This window comes from Methanomassiliicoccales archaeon LGM-DZ1 (assembly GCA_030168595.1).
Taxonomy (GTDB): Archaea; Thermoplasmatota; Thermoplasmata; order Methanomassiliicoccales; family Methanomethylophilaceae; genus Methanomethylophilus.
In genome coordinates, this window is record CP115556.1 from 231638 (window position 1) to 249095 (window position 17458).

At 62.9% G+C, this 17458-nt stretch carries 16 protein-coding genes; 9 read left to right on the forward strand and 7 right to left on the reverse strand.

The window, feature by feature from the left end; genetic code table 11:
• Nucleotides 1–5: 5 nt before the first annotated feature.
• The 4 genes from O8W32_01050 to O8W32_01065 form a co-directional block, all read right to left on the reverse strand.
• Nucleotides 6–425, reverse strand: a complete 420-nt coding sequence (locus O8W32_01050) for a pyridoxamine 5'-phosphate oxidase family protein (GenBank protein ID WII09432.1) — start codon at nt 423–425, stop codon at nt 6–8.
• Between the two features lie 74 nt (nt 426–499).
• The gene (locus O8W32_01055) at nt 500–991 is read right to left on the reverse strand and encodes a 4Fe-4S binding protein (GenBank protein WII09433.1); all 492 of its coding nucleotides are present in this window, start codon (nt 989–991) and stop codon (nt 500–502) included.
• A complete protein-coding gene (locus tag O8W32_01060; GenBank protein WII09434.1) occupies nt 991–1689 on the reverse strand; it encodes a rubredoxin in 699 nt (232 codons plus the stop codon). The genes O8W32_01055 and O8W32_01060 overlap by 1 nt, the downstream gene beginning before the upstream one ends.
• Nucleotides 1690–1778: 89 nt before the next feature.
• On the reverse strand, nt 1779–2306 hold the full coding sequence (locus tag O8W32_01065; GenBank protein ID WII09435.1) for an inorganic diphosphatase: 528 nt from the start codon (nt 2304–2306) through the stop codon (nt 1779–1781).
• A gap of 206 nt (nt 2307–2512) precedes the next feature.
• Between O8W32_01065 and O8W32_01070 the strand changes: the two genes are divergently transcribed.
• The 9 genes from O8W32_01070 to O8W32_01110 all read left to right on the forward strand — a co-directional run bounded on the left by O8W32_01070 (nt 2513) and on the right by O8W32_01110 (nt 13446).
• Nucleotides 2513–3778, forward strand: coding sequence for a hypothetical protein (locus tag O8W32_01070; protein WII09436.1), 1266 nt, complete (start codon nt 2513–2515; stop codon nt 3776–3778).
• Nucleotides 3779–3788: 10 nt separating this feature from the next.
• Nucleotides 3789–4640 carry an ABC transporter permease gene (locus O8W32_01075; GenBank protein ID WII09437.1) on the forward strand — a complete coding sequence of 284 codons (852 nt, stop codon included), beginning with the start codon at nt 3789–3791 and terminating at the stop codon, nt 4638–4640.
• Nucleotides 4640–5641, forward strand: coding sequence for an ABC transporter ATP-binding protein (locus O8W32_01080; GenBank protein ID WII09438.1), 1002 nt, complete (start codon nt 4640–4642; stop codon nt 5639–5641). The genes O8W32_01075 and O8W32_01080 overlap by 1 nt, the downstream gene beginning before the upstream one ends.
• A 256-nt stretch (nt 5642–5897) precedes the next feature.
• Entirely contained in the window at nt 5898–7079 is a 1182-nt protein-coding gene (locus tag O8W32_01085) for a tetratricopeptide repeat protein (GenBank protein WII09439.1), read from the forward strand.
• Nucleotides 7080–7141: 62 nt separating this feature from the next.
• The gene (locus O8W32_01090) at nt 7142–7633 is read left to right on the forward strand and encodes a suppressor of fused domain protein (GenBank protein WII09440.1); all 492 of its coding nucleotides are present in this window, start codon (nt 7142–7144) and stop codon (nt 7631–7633) included.
• Entirely contained in the window at nt 7630–8616 is a 987-nt protein-coding gene (locus O8W32_01095) for a galactose mutarotase (GenBank protein ID WII09441.1), read from the forward strand. The genes O8W32_01090 and O8W32_01095 overlap by 4 nt, the downstream gene beginning before the upstream one ends.
• 83 nt (nt 8617–8699) lie before the next feature.
• Entirely contained in the window at nt 8700–10457 is a 1758-nt protein-coding gene (locus O8W32_01100) for an ABC transporter ATP-binding protein (protein WII09442.1), read from the forward strand.
• On the forward strand, nt 10457–12259 hold the full coding sequence (locus tag O8W32_01105) for an ABC transporter ATP-binding protein (protein ID WII09443.1): 1803 nt from the start codon (nt 10457–10459) through the stop codon (nt 12257–12259). The genes O8W32_01100 and O8W32_01105 overlap by 1 nt, the downstream gene beginning before the upstream one ends.
• Nucleotides 12260–12339: 80 nt before the next feature.
• Nucleotides 12340–13446, forward strand: a complete 1107-nt coding sequence (locus O8W32_01110; protein WII09444.1) for an AAA family ATPase — start codon at nt 12340–12342, stop codon at nt 13444–13446.
• Here the strand turns inward: O8W32_01110 and O8W32_01115 are convergent.
• Genes O8W32_01115 through O8W32_01125 form a run of 3 tightly spaced genes read right to left on the reverse strand, consistent with a single transcriptional unit; the run spans nt 13441 to nt 17455 of the window.
• Nucleotides 13441–14604 (reverse strand): hypothetical protein, encoded by a 1164-nt coding sequence (locus O8W32_01115; protein ID WII09445.1) that lies wholly within the window; start codon nt 14602–14604, stop codon nt 13441–13443. The genes O8W32_01110 and O8W32_01115 overlap by 6 nt on opposite strands.
• Nucleotides 14601–16676, reverse strand: a complete 2076-nt coding sequence (locus O8W32_01120; protein ID WII09446.1) for an AAA family ATPase — start codon at nt 16674–16676, stop codon at nt 14601–14603. The genes O8W32_01115 and O8W32_01120 overlap by 4 nt, the downstream gene beginning before the upstream one ends.
• A gap of 2 nt (nt 16677–16678) precedes the next feature.
• Nucleotides 16679–17455: an ABC transporter ATP-binding protein gene (locus tag O8W32_01125; protein WII09447.1), complete on the reverse strand. Its 777-nt coding sequence runs from the start codon at nt 17453–17455 to the stop codon at nt 16679–16681.
• Nucleotides 17456–17458 lie beyond the last annotated feature (3 nt).

Consider the following 17458-nt stretch of genomic DNA (forward strand, 5'->3'; position numbering starts at 1 on the left):
GCCGGTCACTCCTTGTACTTCATGCCGGCGTGCTCGCCGGGGGCCGTGTCGTACACATCGGTGACGGCGATCTTTATGAGGCCCTTCGCAGGGAAGGCGGGGTTCTTCTCGTGCGCCATCTTGACGGCGGCCTCGTAATCGGGGCCGAAGTCGAAGTACCTGCATGCGCCCTTGACCTGTATGCAGTCATGGCCCTCTCCCGCCAGGGCGTACACGGCGGCGACAGGGTTCTCCTTGATGTTCGCAAGGGTCTTGTTCATGTAGTTGTCGATGACCCAGATCTCCTTATCATTGGCGACCCACAGGAAGCCGATGGGGACGACGTTGGGGACACCGTCCTTGGAGGCGGTGGCAAGCGCGAAGTACTTGTGCGATTTCTTATGGTCCTCGAACAGGGCCTTCATCTTGGGCGTAATCATTGCCATGCCATATGGATGGCCTAACGCAGATTTAAGAATTGGTCGGTGAGAGCGGGGGGCGGGCATGGCCCGCCCGGCGCTCAATGCCCCTGGCGCTGGAGGAGCTCAAGCAGACGGGCGGCCGCCTGCTTCGGGAAGGCAGGGTCGTCCGACCCGGCCATCGCCTCGAGCATCTTCCTGACGTTCGGGGACTGGGGGATCATGTAGCCCGCTTCGCGGTAGAGGTCCTCGGCCTGGCGGCGGAAGGAGAGCTCCATGGCCTCGGCGGTCTGCTTCCGGATGGGGTCGCGGGCAGCCTCCGCCGCCCCGCGGCACAGCGATTCGGCGGCAACGCGGCAGCGGGCCTGCGCGAACACGGCATCGCAGATCTCAGCGGCCTTCGGCTGCTGGAGCGGGTACAGGTCCGGCACCAGCGAAAGGGCCTTGCTGGGACAGCTGCGGACGCACATCCCGCACCCTATGCATTTGGTGAAGTCGATCTGCCCTGTCTCGGTGTCCGTCGCCCCGGTGGGGCATACGTACAGGCAGAGGCATTCCTTCTCGCACATCTTCAGATTCCTTATCGCATGCATCAGATCTGCCTCCTCTCGATCTTGACCAGCTTGTCGCGCGGCACCTTGCAGACAGGGCAGATCTCCGGCGGGTCGTTCCCGACATAGATGAACCCGCAGATGTCGCATACCCAGACGCCGGTGCTCTCCAGGAAGCCCTCGCCTTCCTTGCCGAGGCGCTCCACCAGGGCCTGCAGGATGCGGGCCACCTTGGTGCTCCAGAGCATGGCGCGCTTGGCCCCGCGGTCTCCTGCCGCGCCTGCCGCGGCATCCGCCGAGTCATAGGCGGCAAGCCCCTCGTTGATGAGTGCCAGAAGGCGCTCGTCGGTGAGGTCCGAGGCAGGCTCCGCGCGCTTGCGGTAGTAATCCGAGATCTCGCCGAAGAGGCCGGCCTCCTCGGTCAGGTACTGCTTCTCGCATCCCCTCTGGAGGTTGGAGCAGAGGTCGGCCATCTCCGCGAAGGACATCTCCCTCATGCGGTCGCCTCCCTCGCCGGCAGGTATGGATACGGCATCTTTCACCGGACCTGCGGAGACAGGCTCGGATGGTGCAGGGGCTTCTTCGATTTTCTTGAACATGCTCTTGGGCGAACCGCACATCGGGCATGTCCAATCGTCCGGAAGGTCTTCGAAGCGGGTACCGGGGGCGATACCGCTCTCGGGTATGCCCTTGTCCTCGTCGTAGACGTATCCGCACAGCGTGCAGACGTATTTCGCCATGATGCGATGTCACGGCCTCTGGCATATATAACTGATTACCGGCCAGAGGCCGATTGTGGGCCCTGTCCAAAGGCCCGAAAAGGTTTCGGTCAGTGCTTGGCCGCGCAGGCGTCCATGCAGTCCTTTATTGTCTTCTTCGCGGCCTCGGGGCCCTCGATCTCTCCGGTCTGGGTCTTCTTGCCCTCGAGCGCCTTGTAGACGTTGAAGAAGTGCTGGATCTCCTCGCCGAGGTGCTTGGGCAGCTGGGCGATGTCGGTGAAGTCCTTGAACATAGGGTCCTTGGGCATGACGGCTAGGACCTTGTCGTCCTGGTCGCCGCTGTCGTTCATCCTCATGATGCCGATGGGGCGGCATTTGGCCAGGCATCCTGCCTGGATAGGCACGCTGCTGATGATGAGGACATCGAGCGGGTCCCCGTCGGGAGCGACGGTCAGGGGAATGAGCCCGTAGTTCCAGGGGTAGGCCGTTGAGGTGTAGAGGATCCTGTCGACAGCGAGAAGACCGGTCTCCTCGTCAAGTTCATACTTCATCTTGCTGCCTTTGCTGATCTCGACGAAGGCGGTGAACTCCTCCGGCTTCACCCTGTCCTTCGATATGGTGTCGACGATGCTTGCCATGCTTCTCCTAATAAGGATTATTGATAAAAGGATAACGAGAAGGCGATCTGACATCATTTATCGGATTGATTGTCCCTCGATTGCAAGTTCTCCCCGAATTAGGAATTAATTCCGATAATCCCCGAAATTTTATCCTTTTTTGGAAAATATTTTACAAAGGTACATATAGAATCCAGCCAGATTCGATTTCAACAGAAAGGCATACCATGAACGCTAAATTTTGGTCCACCGCCATCATCGTCGTCGCCATCATGGGCGCGATGGCCGGCATCATCGTCTACGATGAATCCATCAACGATGACAACGGCTCTAACAACGTCTACAACATATTGGCACGTGTGAACACCGAGGGATCGGGCATATACATTGACAAGGGCGAAGTGGAATCCACTGTCACTACGACGTTCACCGCCACCGTCGACGGTTCAGAGGTAACATACAGCGTGAACGTCCCCTACCGGAACGGCACTCCTTTCTACACTCCCTCTGCGGACTCTGAGGGAAATCTAGTATATTCTGTCAGTTCGGATAATGCGGCTGCCTGGGGAGGCCTCATATGCGGAACCCCGGGAAACACCTCCATCCAGCACGTTCAGATGAACCAGATAGTTACCTCGATGGGGCTTTCGTTCGTGCTGTACGAATCCGGGACGTCGGTGTCATCCAGCCAGGTGGCATACATCTCGACGTTCACCAATGCCAGCAAGATTATGCACGATACTCCCCATCCGGACATCGGGATCATATGGGAACCTCAGTACTCTGCAGTCATCGATGCCGAAGGCACTGCATTCCAGGGCCTGGGCCTTACCAACTACTTCTTCCCCGGGCACACCTGCTGCGTCCTCGCGGGTTATTCCTCTTATGTGAACAGCCACCAGGACGTCACCGAGAGGTTCCTCGCCGGATACATCGAATCGGTCAACTGGGTCAATGCGGCCCTCAGCGACACTTCGTCCGATAATTACAATACCCTGGTGAGCACCTGCGTGAGCTCCACCGGACTCAGCGAGACCGACATCAAGGACGCTCTCAGCAACATCACCTACGTCTACGCGGACGAGGATGGGACCCTGACGCAGCTCAAGTACGATATCGCCGACATCGTCGAGGCGAACTCGAGCACCCTCAGGTACAGCATGTCCGACCTCGGCTTCTCCAACTCTGTGCAGTTCGCCAACAGGTTCGTCGACGAGTCGTACCTGCATGAGGCGGAGAGCTACGGCAGCTACAACGGGACCAGCACCACCGTGACGGTCGCCGTCATCTCCGGAGACATCCACCAGATCGCCCTCCAGGTCGGAGTGGCTCAGGGGTTCTTCACACACTACGGGATCAACATCCAGCAGGTCAACGAGTCGAACGGCGCCGGCGTTGCAGTCGCCATGCAGAACGGCTCTGCGGACTTCGGGTTCATGGGAGCTCCCCCTGCGACCATAACCTGCGTCAACGGGCAGCTCGTGACGGTCTGAAGGCGATAGATTGGCACTGGAGTTCAGGGAAGGCGGGATCGCGGACACGGTCCTGCATTTCAAATACGACAAACACAACAAATACCACCGGGCAGGAAGGAAGCTCCTGATCACCGCGATATCGCTGGTGATGTTCGTGGAGGCCTGGTGGGTCATATCCATCATCGCAAACTCGTACACCATCCCCAACCCCGCGGACACCTGGGACGCCCTTGTGGACTTCTACAGCAACGGGGACACCATGTCCGGCGGGAAGTCCATGTGGTCGTACATCAGCTCATCGCTGTCCACTTACCTGGAGGGATTCATCCTCGCCCTGGTGGTGTCCATACCCCTGGGCCTGGTCCTCGGCAAGTTCGCTACCCTGAGGGAGTTCGCCACTCCGATGATCGAGGTCCTCAGGCCCATCGCGCCCATCGCATGGGCGCCTATCTTCATGGTCGCCATCGACTACGAGACCGGGCCCATGCTGGTCGTCTTCGTCGGTATCTTCTTCCCTCTGCTGACCAACGTCATCTTCGGGGTCTCGAAGATCGAGCCGAACCTCATAGATGCCTCCAAGACGCTGGGGGCCTCCGACGCCCAGATCTTCGTGAAGGTCATGATACCGTCCACCGTTCCCTACATCATGAACGGGATTAAGGTCGGGCTCGGCATCGGCTGGATGTGCATCGTTGCCGCGGAACTGTACGCCTCTCCTCTCGGAGGCATCGGGTTCTACCTCTCCGAGCAGGCGACGGCAGGCTTCTGGCCTTCCGCCTACGCCGCGATCGTCATCATCGCAGTGCTGGGGATCCTCACCTCCGGGCTCGCCGACTACATACACAAGTACATATCGAAGAGAATGGGGATGGATGTCTGATGGCTGCCAACGACGGGATAAAGACAGAAGGCCCGAGGTACAGGTCCAGGGACCGTGTGAGAGCGGACCGCACCGACCTGCTTTACAAGGACATCCCCGAGGGCGAGACCCTGATGTCCATCAAGGACCTGCACGTGGTGTACAAGACCGACGAGTCGGAGACCACCGCGGTGGAGAACTTCAGCCTTGACGTGAAGAAGGGGGAGCTCGTCTCCATCGTAGGTCCGTCAGGATGCGGGAAGACAACCATCCTCAGATGCATCGCGGGGCTCCTGCAGCCCACATCCGGGACCATCACCATGGGCGGGAAGCCGTGCACCGCGCCGGGCTCCGACCGCGGGATGGTGTTCCAGGACTTCGCGCTCTTCCCCTGGAGGAGCGTGAAGCAGAACGTCGAGTTCGGGATGGAGGTCGCAGGCGTCCCCAAGGCGGAACGCGAGGAGAGGGCCATGAGGTACATCAAGGCCGTCGGCCTGGAGGACTTCGCGGACTCCCGTATCTATGAGCTCTCCGGAGGCATGAAGCAGAGGGTGGGCATCGCCCGCGCCCTGGTCATGCACCCGGCGGTGACCCTCATGGATGAGCCGTTCGGAGCGCTCGACGCCCAGACCAGGAACATCATGCAGGAGCAGCTGACGAGGATCCTCATGCACAGCGAGAGGACCATCATCTTCATCACCCACTCCGTCGACGAGGCGCTGTTCCTGTCCGACCGCGTGGTCATCCTAACCAAGAGGCCTTCGACGGTCTACAAGGTCATCGACGTCCCGTGGGAAAGACCCAGGGACAGAGCGTCCCCGGAGTTCACCAAGCTCAGGCGGGACATCCTCGATTACCTGGAGAACCAGAACGTGATGTCCGACGACGCGGGGATCGTGAGCAGGAAGAAGCCCAAGAAGGGATTCGGCCTCAGCATGTTCAAGAGCAAGGAAGAGCCGAAGGTCAGCTCCGAAAGTGCAACTTCCGCGACAGATCCGAGTCTGAATGAAAAACAGAACTGAAACCCTGCGAAACATTTTTACCAAATAGCCTCTCCCGTCCGCCGCCATCGGCGGGAGAGGACTATTTTCCATCGATTCTGGGCTCGCTGCGGCTTTCGATTGGCAACCGTTATATAGCCAAGCGGTGTGAGCATCATTTCGGGCCCGGACGGACGCAGTCTTTTCGTCCAAGGTATGCGCACGCTCGGACCCCTTTCTCCAGTTTTCCGACGTTCCGTTCGATACCATCTTATCGGTGCTCGCAATAGAACATACCATGAAGAACGCCGACCAGGAGCTGTCCGAGGGTGTGAAGTACATCACGGAAGGCGATCACCGCAGAGCAGGGCGCATCTTCAGGAGGCTGGCCCGCCGCAACGTGGCGGAGGCCATGTTCAACCTCGGCCTGATGTACTATGATGGCAACGGGGTGAAGCAGGATTACGCGAAGGCCGCCAAGTGGTACACGAAGGCCGCGGCCGGAGGGATGGACACTGCGAGGCTGAACCTGGCCATCATGTACCTCTACGGCGAAGGCGTCAAGCAGGACCGGAAGAAGGCCTTCGACCTGATGCAGGAAGCGGCCGACCACGGCTACGACCGCGCCGAGGCCCAGCTGGGGATCATGTACGAGAACGGCTACGGGACCGAGAAGGACACCGCGATGGCCAAGGCCTGGTACAGGTCCGCTGTCCAGCAGGGCCTCCCGGAGGCCGCCCTGCTGCTCGCCGAGCTCATACTGCAGGAGGAGAAGGGGCCTGCCCGCGGAGAGGCCGCCGAGCTCCTCAGCAAGGCCGCGGAGGATGGGTTCGGCCCCGCCCAGGAACGTCTGGGACTGCTGTATTATTCGGGGGACACCGTCCCGCGCGACCTGTCCAAGGCGTTCGAGCTCTTCACGAGGGCAGCGGATCAGGACCTGCCTGATGCGCAGTATTTCCTGGCCTGCATGTACTCCGACGGGGAGGCCGTCCCGATCGACGAGGCCAAGGCGTTCGAGCTGTTCAGCAGGGCCGCCGACAACGGCAACACCGACGCTCAGTTCAACGTCGGGGTGGCCTACGAGACGGGCGTCGGCGTCGGGATAGACTACGGCAAGGCCATCTCATGGTATTGGATGGCCGCCATCGGAGGGAGCAGCGACGCCGTCTGCAACCTCGGCGACATGTACGAGAACGGCCGGGGCATCGGGAAGGACTACGAAGTCGCCAAGAAGCTGTACGGCATCGCCTCCGAGCACGGAAGCAGTCTCGCCACCTGCAGCCTGGGCGACATGTACCGCCTGGGGGAGGGCGTGGAGAAGTCCCCGGAGACTGCGGAGAGGTACTACCGCCAATCGGCCGAGCAGGGCTGCCCGGAGGCGGTCGAGGAGCTTAGGAAGATGGGGAAGGACGTCTCCATGTACGGTAAGGAGGTAAGAGAACGAACGGAGGCACAGCGAGGAAGATCGAAGAGCACCTGAACGACTGCTTCGGGGCGGAGCCGCAGAGGAAGACGACGGTAGGGAGCGATCCGTCCTACGGGATGCTCATCTACGCCCCGGACCGGAAGTATGATTTCTGGAAGATCTGCACCGTCGGCGCCTCCGATTACAAGATGCCGAAGCGCGAAGGCGTGCGCTACGGGGAGACCGCGAGCTTCCACAATGAGTACATGATGTTCGTCCCCCCGGGCATCGACTTCAGCGAGGGGAAGAACGGCTGGCACTGGTACGCCGAATACCTGTGGAGGGCGGCCTCGTTCGCGCAGCTCAACAAGACCGGCGTGGTCGCCACCGACATCCTCGACTTCAAGGACCGCACCCAGCCCATGAGCGCCGTCACCCTGCTGTTCCCGGAGGCCATCGAGAACACCGATATCCTCCAGCTGCGGCTGGGCCTCGGGAAGACGATCACGTTCCTGCAGGTGATGCCTGTGACCGCCTCCGAGGCCGACCTCGGGGACGTCCTCTACGAGAGGTTCTACCCCCACGACGGCGTCCGCCCGCAGATGTTCCTGGCCAGGAGAGGCGCATGATCTCCCCCTTCGGGATGACCTCCGAGGGCCCCGCGGACAAGATCGACCTGGAGGCCGGGGAGGTCTCCTGCTCAGTCATCACCTACGGGGCCGCCCTGCAGTCGCTGACCGTCCCCGACCGCGAGGGCTTCTACACCGACGTCGCCCTGGGGTACCAGACGGCCTCCGAATACGAGAGCAGGCACGGCCGGATGGGGGCTGTGATCGGAAGGTTCGCCAACCGCATCGCTGACGGCAGGTTCCCCTTCGAAGGGAGGACCGTGGAGCTCTCGAAGAACCGCGGCCCGGACCACATCCACGGCGGATTCAGGGGATTCGACAGGAGGATCTGGCACATCGATGAGTCGGGAGAGGATCACGCCGTCCTTTCGATAAGGAGCGCGGACGGGGAGGAGGGCTACCCGGGGAACCTGGAGGCCTCGGTCCGCTACACCGTCTCCGAGGAAGGGCTCAGGATCGACTATCTGGCACATTCCGATGCCGACACCGTCTGCTCGCTGACCAACCATTCCTACTTCAACCTCGCGGGCCAGGGGAACGGCGATGTCTCGGGCCACACGCTGAGGATCGGCGCCTCCCGCTACCTCCCGTCCGGCGACCGCTCGCTCCCCACCGGGGAGATCGTCGCCGTGGACGGAACGCCCATGGACTTCCGGGAGCCCCGCTCGCTGGGGGCCAGGCTCCGCAAGTACGGGGGCTACGACTGCTGCTACCTCCTGGACGGGGAGGATGCGGCCGAGGTCTCCTGCGGCGACACCGGGATAACGATGAAGCTGAGGACGGACCTCCCGGCGCTGCAGTTCTACACGGCCGAGGGGCTGAAGCCCTGCACCGGGAAGGACGGGGCCTCCTACGGGAGACGCAGCGGCCTCTGCCTGGAGACCGAGTTCTGCCCAGACTCCCCCAACCACGGGAACTTCCCCTCCTGCGTCCTGCATGCGGGCGAGGAGTACCGCCACTACGCCCTCTTCTCCTTCAGATGAGGTTTTTCCAATCCAATCCTGTTGTTCCTGTGAAAGGATAATTATCGGCAGGGCGATGCCCGACCGAACCGGCAGGGCGTTTCATGATTTTCAGATACCTGGGGAAAGGAGGGTGGGCCCTCATCGCCGTCCTGGCATGCCTGATAATGGGGCAGGCGTACCTGGACATCAGCATCCCCGGCTACATGAACGACATGACCGACGCCATCCAGGAGCAGGTGGTGTCCGGGGACACCTCGAACTCCGCCGTCACCGAGAACGGCATCAAGATGGTCTCCGCCGCCCTCCTCAGCCTGATCCTGGCCGTCCTCTCCTCCACCGTCGCGGCCCGCATCGGCGCATCCCTGGGAAGCACGCTCCGCCGTCTGGAGTTCGCCAAGGTGCAGTCCTTCTCCGAGGAGGACATGAACACCTTCTCGGCCGCCAGCCTGGCCACCCGCTCGACCAATGATGTCTACCAGCTGATGCAGTTCACGGCCAGGGGCCTGACCCTGATGATAAAAGCGCCGCTAACCGCGGCCTTCGCCATCGTGATGATCTCCGGCAAGCACTGGGAATGGACGGCCGCCACCGCCGCCGCGGTCGCCGTCCTGATCTGCGTCACTGTCTTCACCACGTACTTCATAGTGCCCAGGTTCAAGAGGATCCAGTGGCTCACCGACGGGGTCAACCGGGCCGCCAGGGAAGAGCTGGAGGGCCTGCGCACCATACGCGCCTACGGTACGGAGGCCGTCCAGAGGGAGAAGCTGGACAGGGCCAGCGACGAGCTCCTGGACAACAACCTCTCCGTCGTCCATGCGATGGCCCCGATGCACCCGATATTCAGCTCGGTCAGCAACTTCCTGACCCTGGCCATCTACTGGATCGGAGCAGGGATAATCGCATCGTCGTCCGGCACGGCGGCCAAGATGTCCGAGTTCTCCGACATGGTGGTCTTCACCTCCTACGCATCGCAGATCATCTCGGCGTTCATGATGATGAACGGCGTGGTCAGGATGTTCCCCCGCGCCATGGTGGCGTCCCGGCGCGTGGAGGAGGTCATCGACCACGAGCCCTCCGTGAAGGACGGGCCCAGGGAGTCCGGCGAGCCGGGGAAGGAGGGCACCGTCGAGTTCAGGCATGTCACCTTCACCTATCCCGGCTCCGATACGGCCGCCCTGAGCGATGTGAGCTTCTCCGTCGGGAAGGGGGAGACCATCGCCTTCATCGGCCCCACCGGGAGCGGGAAGAGCTCCATCGCGAGGCTCATCCCTCGCCTCTACGACCCTGATTCCGGGCAGGTGCTGGTGGACGGGACGGACGTCAGGGAGTTCCGGCAGACCGCCCTGCATTCCAGGATAGGCTACGTGCCCCAGGACGCCGTCATCTTCACCGGGACCATAAGGGAGAACGTCGGGTATGGGGGAAACGGCGGGGAGAGGTCCGAGGCGGAGATCCGCGAGGCGCTGGACATCGCGCAGGCGTCGGAGTTCGTCAGCGCCTCCCCCGACGGCCTCGATACCCGCATATCCCAGTACGGCAGGAACATCTCCGGCGGGCAGAAGCAGAGGGTCTGCATCGCCAGGGCCGTGTGCATGCGCCCGGAGATCTACGTCTTCGACGATTCCTTCTCGGCGCTCGATTTCAAGACGGACCTAGCTCTGCGCGAATCCCTCCGGAAGAGCACCGAGGGGGCCACCCGCATCATCATCGCGCAGAGAGTGGGGACCATCATGGACGCGGACCGCATCGCCGTGGTGGACGGCGGGAGGATCGTGGGCCTCGGCACCCATGACCAGCTGATGCAATCCTGCCCCATCTACAGGAGCATAGCCGAATCGCAGCTCGCAGGAGGGTCCTGATGCCCGGGAATCCCGGCAGTGCGCCGAGATGGGCGGCCTCCGGCGAGAGACCGAAGAACATCAGGGGGACCCTGCGCCGGCTCATCGGCTACATGGGAGACTACCGCCGCGAGGTCTACGCGGGCATAGCGTTCTCGGTGCTGTCCACTATATTCTCCCTGATCGGGCCCCAGTACCTCGAGGCGATCACCGACGAGATCTCCGGCGCCGTGCTCGGGGGCAGGGACATCGACTCCGATTTCATCGCCGGCACCGCCTTCTTCCTGCTGGCCGTCTACGCCCTCTCGATGCTGTTCATGACCGCCAGCGACTACCTCATACCGGCGGCCTCTGAGAAGATAGCCAACCTGGTGAGGAGGGACCTGAGCAGGAAGATCAACACCGTCCCCCTGAACTACTATGACGGCCGCACGACCGGCGACGTCATGAGCCTGATGACCAACGACGCCGACATCATCGGGAACCAGAGCGCCGATTGCATAACCCAGGCGGTCTCTTCGGTGACGATCGCCGTCGGCGCGGTGATCATGATGCTGTACACCGACTGGAAGCTCGCCGCCCTCTCCGCCCTCCCCACGGCCGCCGGCCTGCTGTTCATGCTGTTCATCATCAGGCATTCCGGGAAGTACTTCAGCAGGCAGAGCAGGGACCTGGGCCTCATAAACGGCATCGTGGACGAGAACTACTACGGGCACGAGATCGTCCGCACCTACAACGGCGAGGCAGGCGCCACGGAGCGCTTCGCCGAGGTTGACAGGGACCTGTTCAGGAGCTCCTTCCTGGCCAGGACCATGGGCGGGACGATGCCGGCTGCCATCAACTTTGCCTCCAACATCTCGTACGTGGCGGTCTGCGTCTTCGGCTCGATGCTGGTCGTCGAGGGCGAGATCGGGTACGGGGTGGTGGTCGCCTTCATAGTCTATTCCGGCATGCTCTCGAGGCCTCTCATGATGCTGTCCGAATCGCTGACCTCGATGCAGTCCGTGTCCGCATCGGCGGACAGGATCTTCGCTTTCCTGGACACCCCCGACATGCCCGACGAGTCCTCCAAGACCGCCCGCCCCGGGAAGGTCAGGGGCGAGGTGGAGTTCGACGGCCTCAGGTTCTCGTACGTACCCGGGAGGGAGGTCATCCGCGGCCTGAACATCTCCGTGAGGCCGGGGGAGAAGGTGGCCATCGTCGGCCCGACGGGGGCCGGCAAGACCACTCTTGCGAACCTCATGCTGCGCTTCTACGACGCCGACAGCGGCGACATCAGGATAGACGGCGTCTCGATATACGACATGAAGCGCGAAGATGTGCGCTCCCTGTTCTGCATGGTCCTCCAGGACTCCTGGGTCTTCGACGGGACGATAATGGAGAACGTGGCCTACGGATGCGGCGGTGTATCGGATTCCCGCCTGGAGGAGATCCTCGGAGACGTCGGCCTGGGACCGTTCCTCGAGTCGCACGCCGGCGGCCTGGATGCGAAGATAGCTGCCTCATCGCTGTCCTCGGGCCAAAGGCAGCAGATATCCATCGCCAGGGCGATGGCCAAGGACGCGCCGCTGCTCATCCTCGACGAGGCCACCAGCTCGGTGGACACCATAACCGAGCGCAGGATACAGGATGCTATGGACCATCTGATGCGCGGGAGGACCTCGTTCGTCATCGCGCACCGCCTGTCGACCATCGTGAACTCCGATATCATCCTCGTGGTGAGGGACGGGAATATTGTGGAGAAGGGCAGCCATCAGGAGCTGATGGCCCTGGGCGGGTTCTACCGCAGCCTCTACGACAGCCAGTTCGAAGGGTGCGACTGAGGCCGTCCGCTGCGCAGATGAATCCAACTGGGTCATCTGCCCGATAACGGCTAAAAACACCTACCCCATATGGGCTTCGGATGCTGATCAGGTTCTGGGTCGAGAACTACCGCTGCTTCCGCGGGAGGGCGAAGCTCGACTTCACCGACAAGAAGAACTACCGTTTCGGGAAGATGTACGTCCGTGGCGACCTTCTCGGGAAGATAGTGCTCATCGGCAACAACGGGTCCGGGAAATCGAGCTTCGGGTATGCCCTCTGCGACATCATAACCACCCTGACGGGACTCGACAATAATGTCGGGCAGAAGGACCCGGACTGCTTCATCAACGGCTACGGAACGTCAGACCGGGCGGTCTTCCATTACGAGTTCGCCTTCGGCGGGTCCACCGCGGTCTATGAATATTCGAGGAAATCCCCGTCGCTCCTGGCCTCCGAGATGTACTCTGTGAACGGGAGGACGGTCTTCGATTACGATCTCGACGACCCTTCGGGCAATTCGTTCAGCCTGGCGTCGATCGGGGCCGGGAACGTGAGCACCGAGGGCCTGGACGGCTCCGAGTCCCTGCTCAGGAGGGTCCTGGACCGTTCCCTCAGCAGGGACGATGTCACCGAGGGGATGCGCGAGACCGCCCGGAGCTCGATGTACTACATGGCCATGTGGAAGCACGACTTCCACCTCGGCCTCACCGGCACCGAGAACGACAACGAGGAGTACATCATCTCCAACGGCCTCGTCGGGGACTTCCGGTCGTTCCTCAGGGACGTGTGCGCCATAGAGGCCGACCTCGTCTCCGACGGAGGGAGGCTGTACATCGTCAAAGGCAGCAAGAGGCTGCCGTTCTTCGAGACGGCGTCCCGCGGGACCGCCCTGATCTGCCGCCTGTACTGCTGGTGGAAACGCTCCCGCGGGCGCGGGGGCTTCGTCTTCCTCGACGATTTCGACGACCTGTTCGATTACCGCACATCCGACAGCTTCATCGAGAGGATAATCGCCGGCAACAAGACCCAGTGCATATTCGTCACCCACAACCCCGAGATAATCGCCGGCGAGGACGTCCGCCCCGACTGCTGCTTCCTGCTCAAGGACGGGGAGCTCAGATCGCTCGCCAGCCTCACCGACAAGAGCATCCGCAGGGGGAACAACCTCCTGAAGATGCTCAGGGAAGGCGAGTTCGACAAATCATGAGCGCCCGGCCCTATTGAACAGGGACCCGAGGATGTACATGGCGCCGTCGAGGCCCATCACAGGGGCCTTTGAGAAGTCCACATACGCGGATGACGGGAACCCGATGTCGATGCCCGTCCCGCAGCGCCCGGAGCGCTCGGCGAAGAGGGCGTCATCCCCCGGCGCGAAGAGAACGTCGGGCCTGCCGGCGGCGGGCACCATGCCGAGGGACGATTCCAGCCATCTGCCCAGCGGATCCGCCGTGGACGGAACGGAATCGATCCTGTACGACATCCCCGTCAGGTCCGTGTCTGAGGCAAGTATGCACTCGTAGGCCCGGCGGCGGGAGTTCTTCAGCATCTGGAAGCCGTGCTCGGTCTCATGCCCGGTCTCATCCGAGACCCGGCGGTAGAACCTCTCGAAGGCATCGAACCCCACGGGCGACTCCCCGGACGATACAGCCGGGGTCCCGAACATCTCCGTATAGAAGGCGGCGGTCTTCGCGCAGTGCTCGGGGCAGAGGACGATGTTGAACTCGGCCGATGCCGATGCGCGCAGCTCCTCCAGGGAGCTGCCGGCTCCCGGGAAGCTCAGCACTTTCAGCCCCGCCTTCCCGAGAAGATGCCCGACCTCCTGCTTCACGCACCTCCAGTCCTTGTGCATGATGCTCAGCCCGAGGACGTTGACCGTTCCGGGGATCGCCTCCGCCCTGTCCGGCACGGTACGCCTCAGGACCTCCCTCACGACGGTGTCGAAGCCTTCCGGGCATCCGGTGCCGAGCTGATCGGGATCGAAGGAGACCACCCTGTCCCCCGTTCCGGCCGCACGGGCCGCCCGGAGGCAGTCGTCGCCGACTATCGAAAGCCCCGGCGACGTGAACAGCAGGTACATCCCGTACCTTCCGCTGAGCGCGGAGAGCTTCTCCTCCAATTTCCTGTAGGAGGCCTCATTGGTATAATCCGCTGCAGTGACCCCCGTGAACTCTACGGAGCGGTGCCCGTCCGGGCCCCTCGGCGAGTCCTTCCTCGGATAAAGGCGGTTGCAGAGCGACAGCCCTTTCCTGCATCCGTTCTGCCCGTGCAGCACCGGCACCGCTCCGGGTATCCCCTGGGCGGCCATCACCCCTCCGACGTACGCTCCCGGGGCGCATCCTCCGGCCCCTCCCAATCCGTCTGTCATCTCCATCTCCTCCATCCGAGATCTGTCTCCGCCCTCAGTACGTTCCCGGCACGTTCCAGGAATCCTGCCGAGGCGAGATGCGATACGAACGTCTCCGGAAGGCCCATGGTGCGTATCCCCGCTCCGGGACGCGCCCAGAACGGGCAGACCGCGAGGTCCGGCTCATCCGCCGCGATCTGCTCCCTGATCTGCTCCGGGCTCCCTGCGAACCCTCCGTCCCCCGTCCCTCCCGAGCCTGCGAGGTACACGAGCGGGTCGGCGCCGGCGTCGGAGAGCGCCTCGGCGATCCAGGAGACCTCGTCCCTGTGGCCGGCGGCGACGGCAACCCTGCGCCCGGACACCCCCTTCCCGAAACTCTCCAGGGCCCCGGAGTACTCCTTCTCCGCTCTCGAGGCTGCAACAGAGGTATCATGCCCGGAGAACCTCTCCAGGGAATCCAGCCACCGCAGGGTCTCAGAGAACCCGCTGGGCAGGGCACCGTCCATGAAACGGATGCCTTTGGCGGAGAGGATCCCGCGGAGCTCCCTGCATCCGGTCCTGTCCTCCCCCATGACCGCGATGCCTGCGCGCTTCAGGTTCCTGATCGTGTATGAGCTGCAGTCCTCTAGGAAGCCCGCGGTGCGCCTGATGCCGGTGCCTGCGATGATACGGTCCGCGAAACGAAGGTTATCGCCTCTGCCGAGCCTCTCGAAAGTATCGTCCATCACCGCCAACAATGACATGTCGGGCGATACGCCGGCATCGATGAGGTCCGCCAGGCCCCTCAGGACGTCCATGTGGGCGTCCCCTCCGGTCTCGGCGGCCCCGCCGTCGGCTATGATGATGCGCATGCCGGGATGGGCCCTCTCTGTCTCCGAGGCCACGGCAGCGACATCGTCTCCGGACATCTGGGTCTGGCACGTCGTCAGGACGATGGCGGCGGGATATCCTTCGGACGCCAGCCCGTCCAGGACCGCCCTGAGGCTGTCCGCGCCTCCGAGGGCGAGACCGGCGGACGACAGCGATGACGAGATGATGTTCCATCCACCGGAGGCCGGGGGCCCGCCATACAGCCGGCGGCCCCTGAACTCGCCCATCATAGAGACCCAGCATTCGCGCGGACCGTGCACCACGGCCGGTATGTCGGACACCATGCCGGCCTCGAGCACCGCGGACATCGGCCCCTTGCCGATCCTCGGGGGTACCATCCGGATCCCGGATACGGGGGCCTTCGCGACCGCCGGGACGTACTCCCCCTTCCCCTCGATCCTCCCTTCCGACAGCAGCCTGTCGAGCTGGGCATCGGTCAAAGGCGAAGGCGTGCTGAGCGCCCTGCGTCCGGACGAGAGGGCGGTCAGGTCGTCCGCCAGTGCGGAGAACTCCGCCGCCTCCTCCGATCCGGGGAACATGCGGCAGAGAGTCTTCCCTGCCCTCTCGGCCTCGGCAAACAGCTGCGAGCGGCCGATGCGGACGGCCACCGGGACGCCGACAGCCTCGGCGAACGCATCGACCAGGGCATCCTCCCCCGGCACACCCCTGCGGTTGAGGACCAGGCCGGCGACCTTGCCGCCTCCTTCCTCGAACCGCTTCTCGCCGCGGAGTATGCTGTTGGCGGCATAGAGGGACATCGCCTCGCCGGAGGTCACGATGTAGACGGCGTCCGAGCGCCCTCTGCGCATGGGGACCGCGAACCCTCCGCAGACGACGTCCCCGAGGACGTCGTAGATGGTGATCCCCGACCTGTCAGCGCCCATTGCTTCGAGCGCCTGGAACATCATGATTATGCCCTTCCCGGCGCAGCCTACCCCCGGGTCCGGGCCTCCCGCCTCTATGCAGGTCACGCCCGCGTCACCGGCGGCGGAAACGTCCTCCAGGCGCCTGTCATGCGGGGCGGTCTCGGCCAGGTAGCCGACGACCGTGCGCAGGCCCTTCCCGGAGAGGAGGGAGCGGGAGGAATCGTGCTTCGGGTCGCACCCGATCAGCGTGACCTTCTTCCCTCTCGAACCGAGGACATATGCCAGATTTGATGAGACGGTAGATTTGCCGATCCCGCCCTTGCCGTAGACGGCCACTGAGAATCCTGCGGACAGCATGTTCACGGCTCCAGGCGGCGGTTGAGGAGGATCACCGGGCGCTCCTCGTGGGTGATGACCGTGGACCTCACCCTGTAGGTGTCGTAGATCGTCCTCTCCTCGATGACATCCTCCACAGTCCCGACCTTCTTGATCGTCCCGGGCGGGGCCATGAGCAGTATGCTGTCGGCGAACATCGAGGCGATGTTCACGTTGTGGCTTATCATGATGACCATGACGCCTTTCCTCATCGCGATCTCGTGGAGCAGCGAGGTGACGAAAAGCTGATGACCCAGGTCCAGGTTCGCGGTGGGCTCGTCGAGTATGATTATCTCGGTCTCCTGCACCAGGCCGCGCGCGATGGCGACGAGCTCGCGCTGTCCCGCGGAGAGCTCGTTGAACCTGCACTGGGCCAGATCGCCGATCCCCAAGACCTCCAGCACCGTCTTCACTTTGGCGATGTCCTCCGCCCTCGCCCTCCAGCGGTACTTGTTGGAGCGGCCGATCATCACGGTGTCGAAGACCGTCATCGAGAAGAGGTCCTCCGCCTGCACCGGGACGTAGGCGATCTTGGCGGAGATATCCTTCCTGCTCAGCGAGGACAGGTCGGCGCCGTCGATCGATACCTTCCCCTTCATCGGCGGGAGGAGCCCGTCGATGCACTTGACCAGGGTGGACTTCCCCACCCCATTGGGCCCGATAATGCAGTTCAGCCCCGGGCCCTCGAGCGTGAAATCGGCGCCGCGGACGATCGCTTTCCCGCCGTAGCCGATGTCGACATCCTCCATCTTCACCTGCATCTT

What these genes read in the sequence shown, in the direction of transcription:
- O8W32_01050 (WII09432.1), bottom strand. Translation starts at nt 425, where the DNA reads ATGGCAATGATTACGCCCAAGATGAAGGCCCTGTTCGAGGACCATAAG.
- O8W32_01055 (WII09433.1), bottom strand. Translation starts at nt 991, where the DNA reads ATGCATGCGATAAGGAATCTGAAGATGTGCGAGAAGGAATGCCTCTGC.
- O8W32_01060 (WII09434.1), bottom strand. Translation starts at nt 1,689, where the DNA reads ATGGCGAAATACGTCTGCACGCTGTGCGGATACGTCTACGACGAGGAC.
- O8W32_01065 (WII09435.1), bottom strand. Translation starts at nt 2,306, where the DNA reads ATGGCAAGCATCGTCGACACCATATCGAAGGACAGGGTGAAGCCGGAG.
- O8W32_01070 (WII09436.1), top strand. Translation starts at nt 2,513, where the DNA reads ATGAACGCTAAATTTTGGTCCACCGCCATCATCGTCGTCGCCATCATG.
- O8W32_01080 (WII09438.1), top strand. Translation starts at nt 4,640, where the DNA reads ATGGCTGCCAACGACGGGATAAAGACAGAAGGCCCGAGGTACAGGTCC.
- O8W32_01085 (WII09439.1), top strand. Translation starts at nt 5,898, where the DNA reads ATGAAGAACGCCGACCAGGAGCTGTCCGAGGGTGTGAAGTACATCACG.
- O8W32_01090 (WII09440.1), top strand. Translation starts at nt 7,142, where the DNA reads ATGCTCATCTACGCCCCGGACCGGAAGTATGATTTCTGGAAGATCTGC.
- O8W32_01095 (WII09441.1), top strand. Translation starts at nt 7,630, where the DNA reads ATGATCTCCCCCTTCGGGATGACCTCCGAGGGCCCCGCGGACAAGATC.
- O8W32_01100 (WII09442.1), top strand. Translation starts at nt 8,700, where the DNA reads ATGATTTTCAGATACCTGGGGAAAGGAGGGTGGGCCCTCATCGCCGTC.
- O8W32_01105 (WII09443.1), top strand. Translation starts at nt 10,457, where the DNA reads ATGCCCGGGAATCCCGGCAGTGCGCCGAGATGGGCGGCCTCCGGCGAG.
- O8W32_01110 (WII09444.1), top strand. Translation starts at nt 12,340, where the DNA reads ATGCTGATCAGGTTCTGGGTCGAGAACTACCGCTGCTTCCGCGGGAGG.
- O8W32_01115 (WII09445.1), bottom strand. Translation starts at nt 14,604, where the DNA reads ATGACAGACGGATTGGGAGGGGCCGGAGGATGCGCCCCGGGAGCGTAC.
- O8W32_01120 (WII09446.1), bottom strand. Translation starts at nt 16,676, where the DNA reads ATGCTGTCCGCAGGATTCTCAGTGGCCGTCTACGGCAAGGGCGGGATC.
- O8W32_01125 (WII09447.1), bottom strand. Translation starts at nt 17,455, where the DNA reads ATGCAGGTGAAGATGGAGGATGTCGACATCGGCTACGGCGGGAAAGCG.